The sequence below is a fragment of the Cellulophaga lytica DSM 7489 genome, assembly GCF_000190595.1.
Lineage (GTDB): Bacteria > Bacteroidota > Bacteroidia > Flavobacteriales > Flavobacteriaceae > Cellulophaga > Cellulophaga lytica.
Map to the genome: position 1 here is coordinate 1100799 of NC_015167.1, position 18793 is coordinate 1119591.

The following is an 18793-nucleotide window of genomic DNA, read 5'->3' on the forward strand; positions in this document are numbered from 1 at the left end:
GTTTTACCACTAAAATTTAAATAGTACTTTTGTGCATTCAATACTAAAAAAAAGAATGACAGATAGCTTAGTTATAATTCCTACTTTTAATGAGATAGAAAATATAGAGGCTATTATTAATGCCGTTTTTGCATTAAAAAAAGAATTTCATATTCTTATTGTAGATGATAACTCGCCAGACGGTACTTCACAAAAAGTAATAGAACTACAGGCACAATTTAAACACAAACTGTTTTTAGAAGTACGTAAAGAAAAAGCAGGTTTAGGAACCGCATACATACACGGTTTTAAATGGGCAATTGCTCATAAATACGACTATATTTTTGAAATGGATGCAGATTTTTCTCATTCTCCAAAAGATTTAATGAACCTTTACAATGCTTGTATTGCTGGTGCAGACTTAGCCATTGGCTCTAGGTATGTAAAAGGTATTAATGTTGTAAATTGGCCTTTGTTTAGAATATTGCTTTCTTATGGCGCATCATTTTATGTAAAAATGATAACTGGTATGTGTGTAGATGACCCAACCGCTGGCTTTATTTGTTATAAAAGAAAAGTATTAGAAAACCTAAGTTTAGATACGGTCCGTTTTATAGGGTACGCTTTTCAAATAGAAATGAAATTTAGAGCACATTTAAAAGGCTTTAAAATACAAGAAGTACCTATTGTTTTTACAGATAGAGTACGCGGAAAATCTAAGATGAGTTCTTCAATTATTGGCGAAGCTGTTTTTGGAGTAATAAAAATGAAATACATAAGCTTGTTTCAAAAAAACAAATTTTAAAATGAAAAAGACACTAATAAAAAACGCTAAGGTTGTAAATGAAGGCACAATTACCAATTGTGATATTCTTTTAAACGGTAATTATATAGAAAAAATAAGTAGTTCTATTAGTGATGCTAATGCTACGGTTATAGACGCTAAAGGCAATTACGTATTACCTGGCATTATAGATGACCAAGTACATTTTAGAGAACCAGGACTTACGCACAAAGGAAATATTGCTACAGAAAGTAAAGCTGCTGTTGCAGGTGGTGTTACTACTTTTATGGAGCAACCAAATACAAATCCGCAGACAACAACAATAGAAAAGTTAGAAGAAAAATTTGCTGTGGCAAAAGAGAGCTCTTACGCTAACTATTCGTTTTTGTTTGGTGGTACTAATGACAATTTAGAGGAATTAAAAAAACTAGATAAAAACGCTTGTTCTGGTGTTAAACTATTTTTAGGTTCTTCTACCGGAAATATGTTGGTAGATAACGAAGAGGTTATTGAAAAAATATTTAGCAATACAGAAATGGTTATATCGGCTCATTGCGAAGACGAAACTACTATTCGCAAAAATATGGCTACGTATAAAGAAAAGTACGGAGACAACATTCCTATAGAATATCACCCAATTATTAGAAGTACAGAGGCGTGTTATTTGTCTTCCTCTAAGGCTATTGCTCTGGCAGAAAAAACGGGTGCCAGACTACACGTTTTTCATTTATCTACAGGAAAAGAAACAAGTCTTTTTAGAAACGATATTCCTTTAAAAGACAAAAAAATTACAGCAGAGGTTTGTGTTCATCACTTGTGGTTTTCTGATGAAGATTACAAAGAAAAAGGAACACTTATAAAATGGAATCCTGCTGTTAAAACTGCAGAAGACAGGTCTATGCTGTGGGACGCTCTTTTAGATGACCGTATTGATGTTATTGCAACAGACCATGCACCACATACTTTTGAAGAAAAAGATAACGTTTACACAAAAGCACCATCTGGAGGACCGTTAGTACAACACGTTTTACCAGCTATGCTAGAGAAAGTTTTAGATGGTACTATTACCATAGAGCGTATGGTAGAAAAAATGTGTCATAACCCTGCTATTTTATTTCAAATTGAAAAAAGAGGATATATTAAAGAAGGGTACTTTGCAGATTTAGTTATTGTAGACACCAATAGTCCTTGGCAAGTAAGCAAGTCTAACATTTTATACAAATGTGGTTGGTCTCCGTTTGAAGACTACACATTTAAATCTAAAATTTCTCATACCTTTGTTAATGGACATTTAGCATATGAAAACGGCGTGGTCTCTGAACAAAAAAATGCACATAGATTAACCTTTAACAGGTAATTAAAGAATTAGCGTTACACCATTAACACATATAAAAGATGAAAAAGTTTTTAACGTTACTTTTAGTGATTGCTACAGTTGCTTCTTGTGCAGAGAGTGCTATTAAAAAACCAGATAATCTTATTAGTGAAGAGGAAATGGTAGATATTTTGTATGATTTAGCACTTATTACAGCTGCAAAAAATACCAACTCCAATGTATTGGTAGAAAACAATGTAAAAACAATGCCATATATCTATAAAAAATACAATATAGATAGTACACAGTTTGCAGATAGCGATATTTATTATGCTGCTAACCCTGTTGTTTATGAAGGTTTTTATAAAGAAATACAGCGTAAATTAGACACCATAAGAACTCAATTAGACCGCAAAAGAGAATTAAAAGCAGATAGTATTGCTGCTAGCAGAAAAAAGAATCCAGAAAAACTTAAAGTTGCTCCTGTAAAAGCAGGGAAGAAGTAGTTTTAATAACGGTATCTAAATCTGTAAACTTAAAGTTTATAGCTTCTTTAATTTTTGCGTTTTGGTACATATCTTGACTTTTTAAGCCGTGTACTTGCATTTTAGACAGCTTACGACCTCTTCTGGTAAATAAATGCACCAACCAGTCTAACTTATACAAAATATTTAACTGCCATATTTTTAAAGCCTTAGTTGGTTTTGGCTTGTTAATTTCTTTTGCTATTTTATCTAAAACCTCTTTAAACGTAGCATTTTTGGTTACAGCAATATAGCGTTCGTTTTTTAAGTCAGATTTCATTAGCTTAATACACATATCTGCAACATCTGCAACACCTACAAATCCGCTACCACTTGGTGGGTAGTATTTTAAACCATTTGCTATTTTACTAAAAAATTGTCCACTTCCAGAGTCCCAATATCCAGGCCCTAAAATAACACCTGGGTTAACAATAACAGCATCTAAACCTTCTTGTGTACCTCGCCAAACTTCCATTTCTGCTGCATATTTTGTAAGTGCATAAACATTTACATCTGCATCATTCCATTCTGTTTCTTCAGTAACAATTGGTGTTGCTTCATTTTTACCCAAAGTAGCAATAGAACTTACGTAAGTTAACTTTTGCACATTATTAGCCAAACAAATATTTACAATATTGGCAGTGCCTTTTGTATTTACGTGTCTTAATTTAAAATAATCATTAGGGTCAAAAGAAATTAAAGCTGCGCAATGGTAAACGTGCGTAACGTTAATAAATGCATCTTCTAAAGAAGGTATATCTGTAACATCTGCAACAACCCAATTAATTTTTGCAAATAACTCATCTGCATTGTCTACATAATAAGAAAATACTTTTTTTACCTGCTCCAAGTTACTGCTTGGCCTATGTATAGCCTTTACTGCATCCTCTGTTTTAAGCAGCTGCAATAAAAGATGCGCGCCTACTAATCCTGTGCCTCCTGTTACCAATATCATAGTTCAAATTTAGCAATTTAATTTACTGTAGACTACTGCCAAAGCTCTCTATTTCTTTTATATTTGCATCTACTATTACAAAACATAAAACACAATGGCTTCTAATTTTGTCGCAGAATTAAAATGGAGGGGTATGATACATGATGTTATGCCCGAAACAGAGGAACACTTACTAGAACAAATGCGTGCTGCTTATGTGGGTATAGACCCAACAGCAGACTCTTTACATATTGGCCATTTGGTTAGTGTAATGATGCTACGTCATTTTCAACTAGCAGGTCACAAACCATATGCGTTAATTGGTGGAGCTACAGGTATGATTGGTGATCCGTCTGGAAAATCTGCAGAACGTAATTTGCTAGATGAAAAAACACTTAGACACAACCAAAATGCTATAAAAGACCAGCTATCTCGCTTTTTAGATTTTAAAAGTGACGAAGAAAATGCTGCTGTTTTAGTTAATAATTACGATTGGATGAAAGAATTTTCATTTCTAGAATTTATTCGTGATGTTGGTAAACATATTACCGTTAACTACATGATGGCTAAAGATTCTGTAAAAAAACGTTTAACTTCTGAAGCCAAAGAAGGAATGTCTTTTACAGAGTTTACATACCAATTAGTGCAAGGGTATGATTTTTTCCACTTGTTTAAAGAACACAACTGTACCTTACAAATGGGTGGCAGTGACCAATGGGGAAATATTACTACTGGCACAGAAATGATACGTAGAATTGGTGGCGGTAAAGGCTATGCACTTACCTGCCCATTAATTACAAAAGCAGATGGTACTAAGTTTGGAAAAACTGAAGGTGGTAACATTTGGTTAGATGCAGAACGTACTTCTCCTTACAAGTTTTACCAATACTGGCTAAACACATCTGATGAGGATGCTGAAAAATTTATAAAAATCTTTACTTTTTTAACTAAAGAAGAAATTGATGCATTAATTGCAGAGCATAAAGAAGCGCCACATATGCGTGCTTTACAGAAAAAATTAGCAGAAGAAATTACAATTAGTGTACACTCTAAACAAGATTTAGATAACGCAATAAAAGCAAGTAATATTTTATTTGGAAAATCTACTTCTGATGATTTAAAAACCTTAGACGAAAAAACTTTTTTAGATATTTTTGAAGGTGTACCACAAGCAGAAGTAACTAAAACAGATATTGAAGAAGGTTTAGATATGATTGGTGCCTTAGCTGCTAAAACTCAGTTTTTAGACTCTAACGGTGCTGCGCGTAGAGAGCTAAAACAAAATTCTATTTCTGTAAACAAAGAAAAAGTAAAAGAAGATTACGTTATTACTAGCAAAGACTTAATTAACAACAAATTTGTATTATTACAACGTGGCAAAAAGAACTATTTTGTATTGGTTGTAAATTAAATTTTAAGATTACATATTTTAAAGGCTGGTTATTTACCAGCCTTTTTTTATACCTTTTTTTTAGTTGATAATCCATTTTAGCTATTTTATTCTTAATTAAATTAAGTTTTACATTCTACAGCCACTCGTTTACAGACCAAACAGATACTTGGAATATATTACTATAGAATTGGAAATAATGCTAACTTTAGTGCATTAAACAAAATACTGACACTGACTTAGCCAAAAATCATCAGAAAGAACCAAAAGAAAATGAAAAAAAAGTTCCTTTTTAGCATAAGCATTCTGCTTTGCTCACTATCAATCTACGCTCAAGAAAATAACAAATCGGTTTTAAGCATTAAACAAATTATGCAGGGTAGTGACTTTATTGGCCACTTACCTTCTAGTGCTAAATGGTCTCAAGACAGTAAAAGCATTTATTTTAACTGGAATACAGAAAATGCATATAGCGACTCTCTTTACGTTTACAACAGCACTAATGGCAATATTAGTAAAGTAGATTTTGAAACCGAATACAACCTACCTTCTACCCCAACTTTTAATTCTAAACGAACAAAAAATGTATATATAAAACGTGGTGATATTTTTTATACAGATATTACTACCAATAAAACCATACAGGTTACCCAAACTACAGACCGCGAAAGAAATGCAAAATTTATAGAAAACGACAGTAAAATTGCATATCAAAAAGGACAAAATATTTATACTTGGAATATAAAAACTGGTGCAACTGCACAAATCACAAATTTTACAGATAAAAAAGATAAAGAAAAACACTTAAGCGATAAAGATGAATGGTTACGTAATGACCAACTTGCTCTTTTTGATGTTTTAAGAGAACGCAAAGCCAAAGAAGACGCTCGCAAAAAAGCAATGGAACGCTACAAAGAAAAAGAGCTATTTTCTATATACACAAAAGGTAAGTCTATTAGCAGCCAAAGTATTAGTACAGATGGTAGTTATGTAACCTACATTGCTGCCACTTATGCAAGTAACAAGCGTACTACTATGCCGCATTTTGTAACAGAATCTGGCTATGTAGAAAATGAAAATACACGCTCTAAGGTTGGTGACAAGCCAAGCAGCTATGAGCTTCATATTTATGATATTAAAAACAAAAAAACATACCCTGTATCTTTAAATAATTTAGAAGGTTTAGATTATGTGCCAGAGTACACTAAAGACTACCCAAACAAAACATATAAAAACGACAACAGAATTGGCTACATAGTTGGTCCTATTTGGAGTGCAGATGGTAAAAAAGCCGTTTTAGATATTAGCTCTAACGATTATAAAGACCGTTGGATAGTTCTTTTAAATCTTGCTGATGGTACCGTTACCAATTTAGACCACCAACACGATAAAGCTTGGATTGCCGGCCCAGGAATTGGTTGGGGTAATTTAGGTTGGTTACCAGATGACAATAGTATTTGGTTCCAGTCTGAAAAAACAGGTTATTCTCATTTGTACACCACTAATGTGTTAACTAAAAAAACAAAAGCACTTACCTCTGGTAATTTTGAAATTTATGAACCAACCATTTCTACAGACAAAAAACGTTGGTATTTTACAGCTAATAAAAATCATCCTGGAGACAGACAGTTTTATACAATGCCTTTAAAAGGTGGTAAATTAACTCAGTTAACCACAATGGTTGGTAATAACGAGGTTACTTTATCTCCAGATGAGCGCCAAATGGCTATTTTACATTCGTACAGCAACAAACCAACAGAGTTATACATACAACCTAACCCAATAAAAAACAGATCTAAAACAGCTCCAAAACAAATTACAAATTCACTTACAGACAGTTTTAAAAAATACACCTGGAAAGATCCTGAGGTTATTACCTTTAAAGCTGAGGACGGAGCCGAGGTATACGCAAGGTTATATCAACCTAAAACAGCAACAAAAAACAAAGCTGCTGTAATTTTTGTACACGGAGCTGGCTATTTACAAAATGCTCACAAATGGTGGAGCTCTTACTACAGAGAGTATATGTTTCATAACATATTGGTAGATAATGGGTATACTGTGTTAGACATAGATTATAGAGGTAGTGCTGGTTATGGCAGCAAGTGGCGAACCGGGATTTACCGCCATATGGGTGGTAAAGATTTATCGGACCAAGTAGATGGCGCAAAATTATTAGTAGATAAATATGGTATAGACAAAGATAAAGTCGGAATTTATGGCGGTTCTTATGGCGGATTTATAACATTAATGGGAATGTTTAATGCTCCAGACACTTTTAAAGCTGGTGCTGCAATACGTTCTGTAGGTGATTGGGCTGCTTACAACCACGGTTATACTGCACGTATTTTAAATACTCCGGTTACAGATAGCATTGCTTACAGAAAAAGCTCTCCTATTTATTATGCAGATGGCTTAAAAGGAGATTTATTAATTCTACACGGTATGGTAGATGATAATGTGCATTTTCAAGATATGGTACGTTTATCTCAGCGTTTAATAGAGTTAGAAAAAAAGAACTGGGAAATGGCTGTTTATCCTGTAGAGCGTCACGGTTTTGTAGAGCCTAGTAGCTGGACAAATGAATATACACGTATTTTTAATTTGTTTAATGAGAGTCTTTTAAACATTACCACTAAAGAATAACATTTATGAAGAATAAAATAGCAGCCTTATTTGCTGTAATAGCATTAGGATCTTGTAGTAAACCACCAGAAAAGCCTAAAATGAATGCTTTAGCAGAAGATTACGTAAAACTGGTTTTAGAAGTAGGACAATATAATAGTGATTTTGTTGATGCTTATTATGGCCCAGAAGAATGGAAACCAACCTCAGCTAAATTAGATACTATACCAGCTTCAGATTTTATAGCCAGAGCCAACACATTAATAGAAAACGCTCATTTGGTAGATACAACTGCTTTTTCTAGCATTGAAAAAGCAAGACATACAATGTTTAAAAAGCAACTAACTGCTGTAAAAACCAAGTTAGAAATGCTAGCAGGTAAAACCTATAGTTTTGATGAAGAAGCTAAACTTTTATATGATGCAGAACCACCGCATTTTACAGAAGAGCACTTTAACAAACTTATTGCCGCACTTGAAGAAGAGCTACCTGGCGATGAAGATTTGGCAACAAGATATGCTGCTTTTGAAAAACAATTTATAATACCAAAAGATAAGCTAGATACTGTTTTTAGAGTTGCTATTACAGAAGCAAGAAAAAGAACTAATCACCATTTTAAATTACCGCAGAATGAAGATTTTGTGTTAGAATATGTAAATGATAAAAGCTGGTCTGGTTACAATTACTACCAAGGAAAAAGCAAAAGTTTAATACAGATAAATACCGATTTTCCAATTTTTATACAACGCGCAATAGACTTAGCTTGCCACGAAGGTTACCCTGGTCACCACGTATTTAATGCGCTATTAGAACAAAATTTAGTTGATGCTAAAGGATGGAAAGAATTTTCGGTATATCCATTATTTTCTCCGCAATCTTTAATAGCAGAAGGTAGTGCAAACTATGGTATAGACGTAGCTTTCCCAGGAGATGAGCGTGTTGCTTTTGAAAAAGAAGTACTTTTCCCTATTGCAGGTTTAGATGCTAGCAAGGCCGATAAATACTATAAAATTCTAGGATTAATAGGCAAGCTAAATTACGCAGGTAATGAAGCTGCAAGGCAATATTTAAACGGAGAAATCTCTAGAGAAGAAGCTGCCAAATGGCTAGAAAAATATTTGTTTTACGCACCAGATAGAGCATTACAACGCACACGTTTTATAGACCAGTACCGTAGCTATGTTATAAATTATAATTTAGGTAAAGACCTAGTTGCAGACTATGTAAAAGCTAAAGGAGGTACTGTAGACCAACCAGAAAAACGTTGGGCAGTTTTTAAAGAGTTGTTAAGTAACCCACATACAGCAAGTAGTTTAAAGTAGGTAATGTTTTTTTAATAAGTTGTACTAGATGACTAGCTCATTAAACAAATAAAAAAAGCGAATCCCAGAACATCGGGATTCGCTTATAGATAATATTTCGTCAATTTTTAAAATATTGATTCGATATCTTTTACCCACTGTTCAATAATTTCAGCATTTGCTCTATCTGCTTGACCAAAGAATAAATGTTGTTTAATCTCTAAACCGCAATAGCTATAAATACCTTTAACCTACCCTATATTTTTCATAGATTGTTAGCAGGCTTTTTTTATTCTAACTTTTGTCTTATTTTTGTAACCAATGTATAAGGTTGTTTAATATGGTTACTAAAGATTATTATTCTTTAAATGAGGTTTCTGAAATTCTAGGAAAAAGCAAAGAAACATTGAGGCGTTGGGATAGAGATGGAAAGTTTTCAGCTGTTAGAGAGCCTATTAGTCAATATAGAATTTATAAAAAAGAACAAGTCAATTCTCTTTTAGAACAATTATCTATCGACTACGAAGATACGATAGATAATTCTGTTACTCCAATAAAAGAGTTTAAGGTTTTAGAATTATTTGCAGGAGCTGGAGGTTTAGCTGTTGGTTTAGAAAAGGCAGGGATTAAATGTGTCGCTTTAAATGAAATTGATAAATGGGCTTGTCAAACTTTAAGAGAGAATAGACCTCATTGGAATGTTCTAGAAGGAGACATTAAGTCTTTTAATTTTTCGGAATACAATAATCAAGTTGATATTGTTACTGGTGGTTTTCCGTGTCAAGCATTTAGTTATGCTGGGAAAAAATTAGGACTTCAAGACGCAAGAGGAACTCTTTTTTACGAATTTGCTAGAGCAGTTAAAGAAGTCAATCCATTAATTTGTATTGGTGAAAATGTTAAGGGTTTATTATCTCACGAAAAAGGAAAGACAATTGAAGGAATGATTTCTATTTTAGATGAAATCGGTTATAATGTTGTTCCTGTAAAAGTTTTGAAAGCAATTAATTATAAAGTTCCTCAAAAAAGAGAAAGAGTAATTTTAGTAGGAGTACGAAAAGATATTGATATAAAATATGAATATCCTAAACCACATAATAAAATTTACAACTTAATAGATGCTCTTAAAAAAGGAGAGTTATATAATTGTAACGTACCCAAATCAGAAGGTTCAAAATATCCAGAACATAAAAAGGCTGTATTGGATTTAATTCCTCAAAAAGGGTATTGGAGGAACTTACCTTTAGATATTCAAAAAGAGTATATGGGAAAGAGTTTTTATTTAGGAGGAGGAAAAACTGGTATTGCTCGAAGAATTGGATGGGACGAACCAAGTTTAACTCTTACTTGTAGTCCAGCTCAAAAACAAACAGAAAGGTGTCACCCGGAAGAAACGCGACCGTTTACAGTAAGAGAATATGCAAGAATACAAACCTTTCCAGATGAATGGAAATTTATGGGTTCTGTATCTCAGCAATACAAACAAATAGGAAATGCCGTTCCCTGTAATTTAGGACAAGAAATTGGATATTCAGTTATTAAGTTTTTAAATGAATATTATTTGAGTTTGTCAAAACCTAAATAATAGCTATAATTTTCAAAGGTAATTTCGTCTAAAATACTTCTTTTTGATTTTTCTGAACTTTCAGTGATTTCTTCAAGAGCAGAATTACTTTGAGTTTTTTCATTTTCTTGCTTACTCAAATAATCTGATATAGCTTGAGGTAAAACTTGATATAATTCGAAAAGAGCATTTTCTTTACCTGAAAGTAATTTATAAAACTGGTCTCCTGATATTTTATAAACTCTGCTATGACTGTATTCTTTTCCATTAATTTCGCTAAACCACTTTTCATTAAAACTGTTTTTTGCTAAAATCTGAACCCAGTAGCAATTCGCTTTTTTATAAGTATCTGCATATTTTGCTAATTTTTGAAATAAACTTTCAGCAGAACTACTATTCATTGTGTTGTGCTTATTTTTTATGTCAGCAAATAAAGTATCGTCAGTTGCTTTAATGTCAAAACCGCTTAGGTTCCCAATTTCAAAACCTGTGATTCCTCCCAAAATCTGTTCGTGAAAAGTTCCAATTGAGTTATTTATAGACTTATCAATTTGACGATTTATTTCTGTCTTAATAAGAGTTTCTTCATCTAAATCATTGAATTTAGCATCAAAAGTAAGTTTAATCGTATCTATTTTGTTTTTATAAAACTTCTTTTTAGTTACATTGACTTTTGCCTTTAAGTATGATCTATGAAGATTTTCAATACAACTTAAAAGATGTTCATCAGATATAAAGCTTAGATATTTATTCGCCATTTTTTAGTTCTATTTTTAGGTATAACTAATGTAAACAATATTATCGAATTTTTGACTGTTTACCAAATACGCACAACTACTCAATAAACTCCATAAAATAACCCCTATCTATTTCTCTGGCGCCTAAACTCTCTAGGTGCTGTGTATAGACTTGGCAATCTATAAGTTTGTAATTGTTAGCTTGCATTTCTTGTACCATTGTTATAAAACCGTATTTAGATGCGTTGCTAACATCACTAAACATACTTTCTCCACAAAACACAGTACCTAAATCTATGCCATACAAACCACCCACCAATTGGCTATCTAACCAAACCTCGTAAGAGTGTGCAAAGCCTTTTTTATGCAATTCTATATATGCGTTTTGCATATTTTGGGTAATCCACGTGCCTGGCTGCCCATCTCTTGGTACAGTAGCACAACGGTGAATTACTTCTTCAAAATTTTTATTTTTTGTGACAGTAAAAGTTTCATCGCGTAAAAGCTTACGCATACTTTTAGAAACTTTTAATTCTTGCGGAAACAATACCATTCTTGGGTCTGGACTCCACCAAAGTGGCAATCTATCATCATCAAACCAAGGAAAAATTCCGCTTTTATAGGCAAGTTGTAATCGTTCTACAGATAAATCTCCTCCAGCCGCTAACAAACCTTCTTCATTAGCTGTATGTACTGGAGGAAACTCTAACTTATCTGTTAAATAATATATTGGATTCACCATTTAACCTAGAAAGGCAAATCATCGTGATCTTCTTCATTTAAATTATCAGCAGGTTCAAAAGCTTGTGCTGGCGCAGCTGGTGGTATTCCTGCATCTCCGCTTGGAGCAGCTTGTTGTAAGTTTTCTATTCTCCAACCCTGTATAGAGTTAAAGTACTTAGTTTCTCCTTGTGGGTTAACCCATTCTCTACCTCTAAGGTTTATGCTAATTTTTACTGGTTGCCCAACACTATAACCGTTTAACAAATCGCATTTATCCTGAACAAACTCTACCATTATATGCTGTGGATACTGCTCCTCTGTTGTAACAACTATTTCTCTTTTTCTAAATCCGTTACTTCCAAAAGTCTGAGTTTCCCCAACCATTTTTACTTTTCCTTGTACTTCCATCTTAAATTAGTTTCTTATGCGTGTTTATTAATTGAGTTCTTATTCTATTATATCTATACCTGCTAACAATAATTTTAATGCTCCCAATGGGTTGTTATTAAAAATATATTCTTTAGCCTTTAATTGCAGCTGTACACTATCATTAGTTGCTAGTGTTGCTTGTGCATCTTCATTTTCATTAACAAATTGTTGTACACTTTTGGCTGTTGGTAAAACTTCTATATTACCTAACAACCCTAAATCATTACCAGATAACAACTTACTGTTTTTTATTTTGTCTGGCAAACTATCTATACCTATTCCTAAGGTAGATAACGGTTTTGGAACCTCAAACATACCTTCTTTAGCTCTGCTATACCAATTACCTCCCATACGGGCAACCAAATCTATTTTATGTTGGTCTATACTTCCGTTTTCATCTAAAACTGAAGAATCTACGTGCACCTTAACAACTTCGCAAAACACCAAATTACCGGCACCACCTTCATCACCTAAAGCCTCTACTTTTGTAACTTTGCACTCAAATTGCACTGGAGATTCTGCTACCCTAAAAGGGGTGACCACATCAGACTTTAACATTGTTAAACCAGCCTTTTTAAACTCATTTACCCCTTCTGCATACTCTGTACTAGACAAAGACATTTGCTGTACTATTGCATAATTTACAATATTTACCACAACTTCCTTAGTCTCTAATACATTTTCTAAGGTGTGTTTTGTTGTATTATTTCTAACACGCCTAGCAGGAGAAAAAATTAGTATTGGCGGGTTTGCACTAAATACATTAAAAAAACTAAAAGGAGATAAGTTAGGGTTACCATCTTTATCTACTGTGCTAGCAAATGCAATAGGTCTAGGGCCAACAGCACCTAAAAAATATCCGTGCAATTTAGCCGTTGTAACCTCGTTTGGTACTATAGAAATTGTTTTTTTCATAGAATGCAAAGGTACATAATTTGTCCGCTATTTAAAACAAGATGGCAAGATAGAAATACCAAATGTGCATTAAATTACGTTATCTTTAAACCCAAGAATTGGAACAATGAATTTTAATCCAAAAAACAAAACTATAAACATTTCCTTAATGGTTGGCGCTTTCTTTATTGTGAGCCTTATTTTATGGAATACAAATAGTTTTTTTGAGCAATTTAAGAAAGAAGAAAGACACAAAATGGAAATATGGGCCACAGCCCAAACCGAGTTCCGTAACTCTTCACAAACGGAAGATTTAGGAGATTTACATTTAAAGATTTTTCAAAACAATACCTCTACACCAATGATTTTGGTGAACAAAAGCGGCACTTTTAACGCAAAAAACATAGAAGGCAACAAAAAGAAAGACACTGCTTTTATAAAACAAAAGATAGAGGATTTTAAAAAAGAAAATACACCTATTTTAATGACCCATAAAGGAGAACTAATTGCTACCCTTTATTATGGTAATTCTGAAGTTTTAAATAATTTAAAATATTACCCTTTAGCGCTATTACTAATTATATTTTTATTTGGTGCTGTAATTTTCTTTTTCTTTAAAACCAATAAAGCATCTGAACAAAGTAAACTTTGGGCTGGTATGGCTAAAGAAACGGCACACCAAATTGGCACTCCGCTTACCTCTCTTTTGGGGTGGAATGAGTTGTTAAAAGATGAAAACATAAATCCAGAAATATCTGTAGAAATTGAAAAAGATATTTGTAGGCTACAAACTATTACAGACAGGTTTTCTAACATTGGGTCTTTACCTAAGCTTGAAGAAAAAGATATTGTTGCCGAAACTAAAAGTGCTTTTGATTATTTAAAACGAAGAAGCTCTAAATTAATTCAGTTTTCTTTTGATAGTAAAGTAGATGAACTGCCAGTTATGCTTAACAAACCCTTGTACAACTGGACCATTGAAAACTTAGTTAAAAATGGTATTGATGCTATGCGAGGTAAAGGACATATTGCCATAGAAATTATCCCTGCAGGAAGCTTTGTAAACATTTTAGTGTCTGATACTGGCCATGGAATACCTAAAGGAAACTATGCTTCTATTTTTAATCCAGGGCACACATCTAAGCGTCGTGGCTGGGGTTTAGGGCTGTCTTTAGTTAAAAGAATTGTAGAAGAATACCATAACGGTAAAGTAAAAGTGTTATCTTCGAGTAAAGATGGCACTGTAATGCAGATTTCGTTAAAAACAAAAATTTAACTATGTCTAAGGAGAAATTAGTAGTACTAAAAGAGGCTAACATAAAAAATAACTGTCCAGAATGTTTTCATAACGAGCTTATGGTTACTTTTTATCAAAAGCAAAAATTTGGCAAATTTATACACAAAACTACCAGTGAGGTAAGTAATGATATAAAATGCCTAAGATGCCACTGCACAATATACCCTGTAAACTGGACAGATGACATAGAGCGCTCTTTTAACTACTACCAAAAGTTAGCTATACCGCACAAAACAAGTGTAAAATTTACATCTTTATTTTATATAATTATGCTTGTACTAATTGCCATAGTTGGTATAGCAGTTTACATTTTTACCCAAAAAATTATTGAATTTTAGCTGCTATTTTTGCTGCTAAAGCCGTAAACTCTTCTGTAGTAACTTCCTCTTTCTTTTTAAATGAAGCATCTGCCATAGAATTTAGAGGTATTAAATGCACGTGCACATGTGGCACTTCTAAACCAATAACAGACATACCTACACGGTTGCAAGGAATAACAGCTTCAATAGCTTTGCCCACTTTTCTTGAAAAAGCCATTAACCCCATATAAGTTTCTTCGTCTAAATCTAGAATTTTATCTACCTCTTTTTTGGGCACACAAAGCGTATGCCCTTTTGCGTTAGGGCTAATATCTAAAAAAGCAAAATAGTTAGCATCTTCTGCCACCTTATAACAAGGTATTTCGCCATTAATTATTTTACTGAAAATAGATGCCATTATGCTCTAGTTATTTCTAAAATTGTAAGTTTAATTTTTCCGTTAGGCACAGCAATTTCTGCTTCGTCACCAACACTTTTACCTAGCAAACCTTTACCTATTGGAGAGTTTACAGATATTTTCCCTGTTTTTAAATCGGCTTCACTTTCTGCAACTAAGGTATATTTCATTTCCATACCGTTAGACTGGTTTTTTAGTTTAACCGTAGATAAAACTAGTACCTTAGATGTATCTAACTGAGACTCATCAATAATTCTGGCTCCAGCAACAATTTCTTCTAACTTAGAAATTTTAAGCTCTAATAAACCTTGTGCTTCTTTGGCTGCATCGTACTCTGCATTCTCAGATAAATCTCCTTTATCCCTAGCCTCTGCAATAGCTTGTGACGCTTTTGGGCGCTCTATGTCTTTAAGCTGATTAAGCTCGTCTTTTAACTTTTTTAAACCTTCTGCGGTATAATAAGATACGTTACTCATAACATGATCATTTTATAAATAAGAAAATCCTCTTATTTCTAGAGGATTTTATACAAATATACATAATTTTTGTTCACATTTGCTGTTGTATTAGTACTAAGAAAACATATTATGAAAACACTTTTTACACTTTTAGCCGTTTTTCTATTACTTTCTTGTGATAGCGGCAGAACTAACAGAAATCCTTACCTACAAGAGATTAGTTTTAGAATAGATTTAAACCTAAACTTACCATCATATAGTGCCTTAAAAAACACTGGAAATGCCGTTTACGTTGGCAGTCAAGGTGTTGGCACTAAAGGTATTTTTGTTATAAATACAGGGTTTGATAGTTTTATGGCTTTTGAAGCTAGCTGCCCAAACCACGAGCCTAGCTCTTGCTCTACTATGATTTTAGATGATGATAAGCAAAATGTTACTTGCCCATGCGAAGACTATAAATACAATTTATTTACGGGTCAATTTTTAAATAGGCCAGATGATGACAATAGATATCATGACATGCTTTTTTACAGCTCATCTATAAACGGTAATATAGTTACTGTTAGAAATTAAAAAAAGGGCAAACCTAAAATAAGGCCCACCCTTTGTAAACATGGTTAGTGTTCAAATCTTAAAAATTAAATGTTGCACCCACTAAAAAGTTTGTTCCTGCTTGTGGGTAATAACCTTGTACTTCAAAAGTAGTGCCAGGAGTGTCCCAACTATTTAAATATGTATATCCGTTAGATACATATTTTTCATTAAAAACATTATTTACTAATCCGGTTAAGACAACTGACTTAAATATTTTATTAAATTTTATCTCGTAAGCCACATTAAAATCGTTTACAAAATAGCTATCTAATTTAGAGTCTTCTGTATCTGTGTTACTTAAGTATTGTTCGCCTACAAATTTAGATAAAAAAGATAATTTTATGTTCTCTTTTGGCGCATAAGTAAAAATATTTCCGGCAACAACGTTTGGCGAATACGCAATATTTGTATCTCCTAAGTCTTGTATATCTCCATCTCTATCTGTGAAAAAATCTTTATTTTTATTACTACTTACGGCAATGTTTGGTCTGGTAGAGAGCTGATCATTAAAAACAATATTTGCATCTACTTCTAAACCAAAACGGTAACTATCTCCAACATTTTCTCTAAGCGGAGCTCCTACATCATTTAACTCACCCGTAACAACCAGTTGATCTTTATAACCCATATAGTATAAGTTTGTGTTTACTTGTACGGCAGAAGTTACATAGCGCCAACCTAACTCATAATCATTTAATTTTTCTGGCTTAGGACTACCGCTTTCATAATCATTTCTGTTAGGCTCTCTGTTTGCCACAGCATAAGAAGCATAAAAATTATTATTTTTATTTAAGTTAAAAGTTACCCCAGCTTTTGGATTTATAAAATTAAACCTATCATTTACCAAACCTGTATCTTCTCCGTTAGCCTTATAACCAACTCTTCTGAATTGTACATCTCCAAAAAGGCTCCATTTCTCATCTACATTATAATTTAATTTAGTGTAGATATTAAAGTCGGTTTTAGTAGAGTTATCATCATAATAACGGTCTTCATAACTACTATTAGCTGTAAATTGCTGTGCCCAAATTACTTCTCCAAAATGGTCTCCTTTATATTTATTATAGCCACCACCTATAATAAAGTTTACTCCGTTTTCTTTATAGTTAGCAGAAAAAGTAGTCCCATAAAAATCATTATCTAACCACCTTCTTCTAATTAAATCTGTAACATCTGTTCCGTTAAAACCAGCTACAATACCATTATAATCTGCAGGATCTTCATCTTCTTTGTATTGCTCAAAAAAACCACGACCTTTTGTATAGTGTACAGCCAGGTTAGTAGACCAAGTATCAGAAATTTGCTCGTTCCACAATAATTGAAAATGATCTTGCTTGTAATCATCATTTTCGTTAGCATAAAACTGAGTAACACCATTTTCATCTTTGTAAGCACCAACCGGGTTGTATGTTCTGTTTTCTTTTAATGTTTCTGCATCAATACCATCCCAAGATTGGTACGTGACCTCATGACCTCCAAAAAGTAATGCCTTTATTAAAGTATTATCATCTACATAAGCAGCTTGCAAAAAGTAAGAATCTAAGTTAGACGAAGCCCTGTCTACATAACCATCTGAAGCAATTCTAGACAACCTACCAGAAATTTCTACGTGATTATTTAATAAACCTGTACTAAATTTAATATTGTTTTTTAACGTATTAAAACTACCAATAGATGTAGATACTTGCCCGTATGCATCTGCAGAAACAGCATCTGTTAAAATGTTTAAACTGGCACCAAAAGCACCAGAACCGTTAGTAGATGTACCAACACCTCGTTGCAATTGCAAATTCTCTGTAGAAGAAGCAAAGTCTGGCATATTAACCCAAAAAGTACCGTGAGACTCAGAGTCGTTATAAGGTATACCATTTATAGTAACATTTACACGCGTAGCATCTGTACCACGCACTCTAATACCCGTATAACCAACACCAGCACCAGCATCTGAAGTGGTTACTACAGCAGGTAAAAAGTTCATTAATATAGGAATATCCTGACCTAAATTACGAGATTTAAATTGCTCTTTGGTTAAGTTAGAGAATGTTACAGGAGATTGAGTTGTTACACGTACTCCAGAAACTAAAACCTCATCTAAAACTACCTTTTTACCTTCTAAGGTGTCTATTTCTTTTTCTTGTGCCGCGCTTGTAAAAGCTAATCCAAAAACAGCTAAAGTTGTGCCTAAAGTTTTTAAGTATACTTGTCTTTTATTGCTGCTATTTTTGTGAGTAGTAGCACTTAATTTAAAACAGTTTGTTTTCATTCGTAATAGTATTACAAATAAAAGGGGCTGTTATTTTTGTTAAATTGTATAGATTTTTTTTGAGTGGCAAGCTCCATTTATTAATTGCCTTTTAACCTAGCTAACACTTCTGTACTGCGTTGCTATTACTTCCCTTAGCAGCATTACCCGCTCAGGTTCGTTGGGTATAATCTCAGCCTAAACTAATAAGCACCCCTTTGAGATGGCAGCAAATGTAGGGCACACTTTCTAGTATTCATAAAAAAAAGTTAATTTTATTAACTAT

The 18793-nt window shown here is 33.2% G+C and carries 18 protein-coding genes; 10 read left to right on the top strand and 8 right to left on the bottom strand.

What is annotated here, in order from left to right; translation table 11 throughout:
• Nucleotides 1-55 precede the first annotated feature (55 nt).
• The 3 genes from CELLY_RS04970 to CELLY_RS04980 are packed head-to-tail and all read left to right on the top strand — an operon-like array spanning nucleotide 56 to nucleotide 2584.
• On the top strand, nucleotides 56-784 hold the full coding sequence (locus CELLY_RS04970) for a polyprenol monophosphomannose synthase (RefSeq protein WP_013620567.1): 729 nt from the start codon (nucleotides 56-58) through the stop codon (nucleotides 782-784).
• 1 nt (nucleotide 785) lies between these two features.
• A complete protein-coding gene (locus CELLY_RS04975; RefSeq protein WP_013620568.1) occupies nucleotides 786-2120 on the top strand; it encodes a dihydroorotase in 1335 nt (444 codons plus the stop codon).
• 38 nt (nucleotides 2121-2158) lie between these two features.
• Nucleotides 2159-2584 (top strand): DUF4296 domain-containing protein, encoded by a 426-nt coding sequence (locus CELLY_RS04980; RefSeq protein WP_013620569.1) that lies wholly within the window; start codon nucleotides 2159-2161, stop codon nucleotides 2582-2584.
• Here CELLY_RS04980 and CELLY_RS04985 read toward each other — a convergent pair.
• Complete coding sequence (locus CELLY_RS04985; RefSeq protein WP_013620570.1) at nucleotides 2550-3557, bottom strand: NAD-dependent epimerase/dehydratase family protein; 1008 nt, start codon at nucleotides 3555-3557, stop codon at nucleotides 2550-2552. The genes CELLY_RS04980 and CELLY_RS04985 overlap by 35 nt on opposite strands.
• 94 nt (nucleotides 3558-3651) lie before the next feature.
• Here CELLY_RS04985 and tyrS point away from each other — a divergent pair, with 94 nt between their 5' ends.
• The 4 genes from tyrS to dcm all read left to right on the top strand — a co-directional run bounded on the left by tyrS (nucleotide 3652) and on the right by dcm (nucleotide 10437).
• On the top strand, nucleotides 3652-4947 hold the full coding sequence (tyrS, locus tag CELLY_RS04990) for a tyrosine--tRNA ligase (RefSeq protein ID WP_013620571.1): 1296 nt from the start codon (nucleotides 3652-3654) through the stop codon (nucleotides 4945-4947).
• A 252-nt stretch (nucleotides 4948-5199) separates the two neighbouring features.
• The gene (locus CELLY_RS04995; protein WP_013620572.1) at nucleotides 5200-7572 is read left to right on the top strand and encodes a S9 family peptidase; all 2373 of its coding nucleotides are present in this window, start codon (nucleotides 5200-5202) and stop codon (nucleotides 7570-7572) included.
• A gap of 5 nt (nucleotides 7573-7577) precedes the next feature.
• Entirely contained in the window at nucleotides 7578-8873 is a 1296-nt protein-coding gene (locus CELLY_RS05000; protein WP_013620573.1) for a DUF885 domain-containing protein, read from the top strand.
• Between the two features lie 319 nt (nucleotides 8874-9192).
• Nucleotides 9193-10437, top strand: a complete 1245-nt coding sequence (gene dcm, locus CELLY_RS05005; RefSeq protein WP_013620574.1) for a DNA (cytosine-5-)-methyltransferase — start codon at nucleotides 9193-9195, stop codon at nucleotides 10435-10437.
• On the opposite strand, the gene CELLY_RS05010 is transcribed toward dcm, so the two are convergent.
• From CELLY_RS05010 to CELLY_RS05025, 4 genes are all read right to left on the bottom strand, one after another.
• A complete protein-coding gene (locus tag CELLY_RS05010) occupies nucleotides 10410-11174 on the bottom strand; it encodes an Eco47II family restriction endonuclease (RefSeq protein ID WP_013620575.1) in 765 nt (254 codons plus the stop codon). The genes dcm and CELLY_RS05010 overlap by 28 nt on opposite strands.
• Before the next feature lie 76 nt (nucleotides 11175-11250).
• Complete coding sequence (aat, locus tag CELLY_RS05015) at nucleotides 11251-11895, bottom strand: leucyl/phenylalanyl-tRNA--protein transferase (RefSeq protein ID WP_013620576.1); 645 nt, start codon at nucleotides 11893-11895, stop codon at nucleotides 11251-11253.
• A 5-nt stretch (nucleotides 11896-11900) separates the two neighbouring features.
• On the bottom strand, nucleotides 11901-12284 hold the full coding sequence (locus CELLY_RS05020) for a DUF3127 domain-containing protein (protein ID WP_013620577.1): 384 nt from the start codon (nucleotides 12282-12284) through the stop codon (nucleotides 11901-11903).
• 39 nt (nucleotides 12285-12323) lie between these two features.
• The gene (locus CELLY_RS05025; protein WP_013620578.1) at nucleotides 12324-13220 is read right to left on the bottom strand and encodes a flavin reductase family protein; all 897 of its coding nucleotides are present in this window, start codon (nucleotides 13218-13220) and stop codon (nucleotides 12324-12326) included.
• Between the two features lie 106 nt (nucleotides 13221-13326).
• On the opposite strand from CELLY_RS05025, the gene CELLY_RS05030 reads away from it, so the two are divergent.
• Nucleotides 13327-14475, top strand: a complete 1149-nt coding sequence (locus CELLY_RS05030; RefSeq protein ID WP_013620579.1) for a sensor histidine kinase — start codon at nucleotides 13327-13329, stop codon at nucleotides 14473-14475.
• Nucleotides 14476-14477: 2 nt separating this feature from the next.
• Nucleotides 14478-14834: a hypothetical protein gene (locus CELLY_RS05035; RefSeq protein WP_013620580.1), complete on the top strand. Its 357-nt coding sequence runs from the start codon at nucleotides 14478-14480 to the stop codon at nucleotides 14832-14834.
• Here CELLY_RS05035 and CELLY_RS05040 read toward each other — a convergent pair.
• Nucleotides 14821-15213 carry an HIT family protein gene (locus CELLY_RS05040; protein WP_013620581.1) on the bottom strand — a complete coding sequence of 131 codons (393 nt, stop codon included), beginning with the start codon at nucleotides 15211-15213 and terminating at the stop codon, nucleotides 14821-14823. The two genes, CELLY_RS05035 and CELLY_RS05040, sit on opposite strands and share 14 nt — an antisense overlap.
• A complete protein-coding gene (gene greA, locus CELLY_RS05045) occupies nucleotides 15213-15689 on the bottom strand; it encodes a transcription elongation factor GreA (RefSeq protein ID WP_013620582.1) in 477 nt (158 codons plus the stop codon). The genes CELLY_RS05040 and greA overlap by 1 nt, the downstream gene beginning before the upstream one ends.
• Before the next feature lie 111 nt (nucleotides 15690-15800).
• On the opposite strand from greA, the gene CELLY_RS05050 reads away from it, so the two are divergent.
• Nucleotides 15801-16244: a Rieske (2Fe-2S) protein gene (locus CELLY_RS05050; protein ID WP_013620583.1), complete on the top strand. Its 444-nt coding sequence runs from the start codon at nucleotides 15801-15803 to the stop codon at nucleotides 16242-16244.
• A 58-nt stretch (nucleotides 16245-16302) separates the two neighbouring features.
• Here CELLY_RS05050 and CELLY_RS05055 read toward each other — a convergent pair whose 3' ends face one another.
• Nucleotides 16303-18528 (bottom strand): TonB-dependent receptor, encoded by a 2226-nt coding sequence (locus CELLY_RS05055; RefSeq protein ID WP_013620584.1) that lies wholly within the window; start codon nucleotides 18526-18528, stop codon nucleotides 16303-16305.
• Nucleotides 18529-18793: the final 265 nt, after the last annotated feature.

Bases quoted from the DNA above. Each gene is read 5' to 3' on its own strand.
- CELLY_RS05040 (WP_013620581.1), bottom strand. From the start codon at position 15,213: ATGGCATCTATTTTCAGTAAAATAATTAATGGCGAAATACCTTGTTAT.
- CELLY_RS04980 (WP_013620569.1), top strand. From the start codon at position 2,159: ATGAAAAAGTTTTTAACGTTACTTTTAGTGATTGCTACAGTTGCTTCT.
- CELLY_RS05030 (WP_013620579.1), top strand. From the start codon at position 13,327: ATGAATTTTAATCCAAAAAACAAAACTATAAACATTTCCTTAATGGTT.
- greA (WP_013620582.1), bottom strand. From the start codon at position 15,689: ATGAGTAACGTATCTTATTATACCGCAGAAGGTTTAAAAAAGTTAAAA.
- CELLY_RS04985 (WP_013620570.1), bottom strand. From the start codon at position 3,557: ATGATATTGGTAACAGGAGGCACAGGATTAGTAGGCGCGCATCTTTTA.
- CELLY_RS05050 (WP_013620583.1), top strand. From the start codon at position 15,801: ATGAAAACACTTTTTACACTTTTAGCCGTTTTTCTATTACTTTCTTGT.
- CELLY_RS04975 (WP_013620568.1), top strand. From the start codon at position 786: ATGAAAAAGACACTAATAAAAAACGCTAAGGTTGTAAATGAAGGCACA.
- CELLY_RS04970 (WP_013620567.1), top strand. From the start codon at position 56: ATGACAGATAGCTTAGTTATAATTCCTACTTTTAATGAGATAGAAAAT.
- dcm (WP_013620574.1), top strand. From the start codon at position 9,193: ATGGTTACTAAAGATTATTATTCTTTAAATGAGGTTTCTGAAATTCTA.
- CELLY_RS05020 (WP_013620577.1), bottom strand. From the start codon at position 12,284: ATGGAAGTACAAGGAAAAGTAAAAATGGTTGGGGAAACTCAGACTTTT.
- CELLY_RS05025 (WP_013620578.1), bottom strand. From the start codon at position 13,220: ATGAAAAAAACAATTTCTATAGTACCAAACGAGGTTACAACGGCTAAA.
- CELLY_RS05000 (WP_013620573.1), top strand. From the start codon at position 7,578: ATGAAGAATAAAATAGCAGCCTTATTTGCTGTAATAGCATTAGGATCT.
- tyrS (WP_013620571.1), top strand. From the start codon at position 3,652: ATGGCTTCTAATTTTGTCGCAGAATTAAAATGGAGGGGTATGATACAT.
- CELLY_RS05035 (WP_013620580.1), top strand. From the start codon at position 14,478: ATGTCTAAGGAGAAATTAGTAGTACTAAAAGAGGCTAACATAAAAAAT.
- aat (WP_013620576.1), bottom strand. From the start codon at position 11,895: ATGGTGAATCCAATATATTATTTAACAGATAAGTTAGAGTTTCCTCCA.
- CELLY_RS04995 (WP_013620572.1), top strand. From the start codon at position 5,200: ATGAAAAAAAAGTTCCTTTTTAGCATAAGCATTCTGCTTTGCTCACTA.
- CELLY_RS05055 (WP_013620584.1), bottom strand. From the start codon at position 18,528: ATGAAAACAAACTGTTTTAAATTAAGTGCTACTACTCACAAAAATAGC.
- CELLY_RS05010 (WP_013620575.1), bottom strand. From the start codon at position 11,174: ATGGCGAATAAATATCTAAGCTTTATATCTGATGAACATCTTTTAAGT.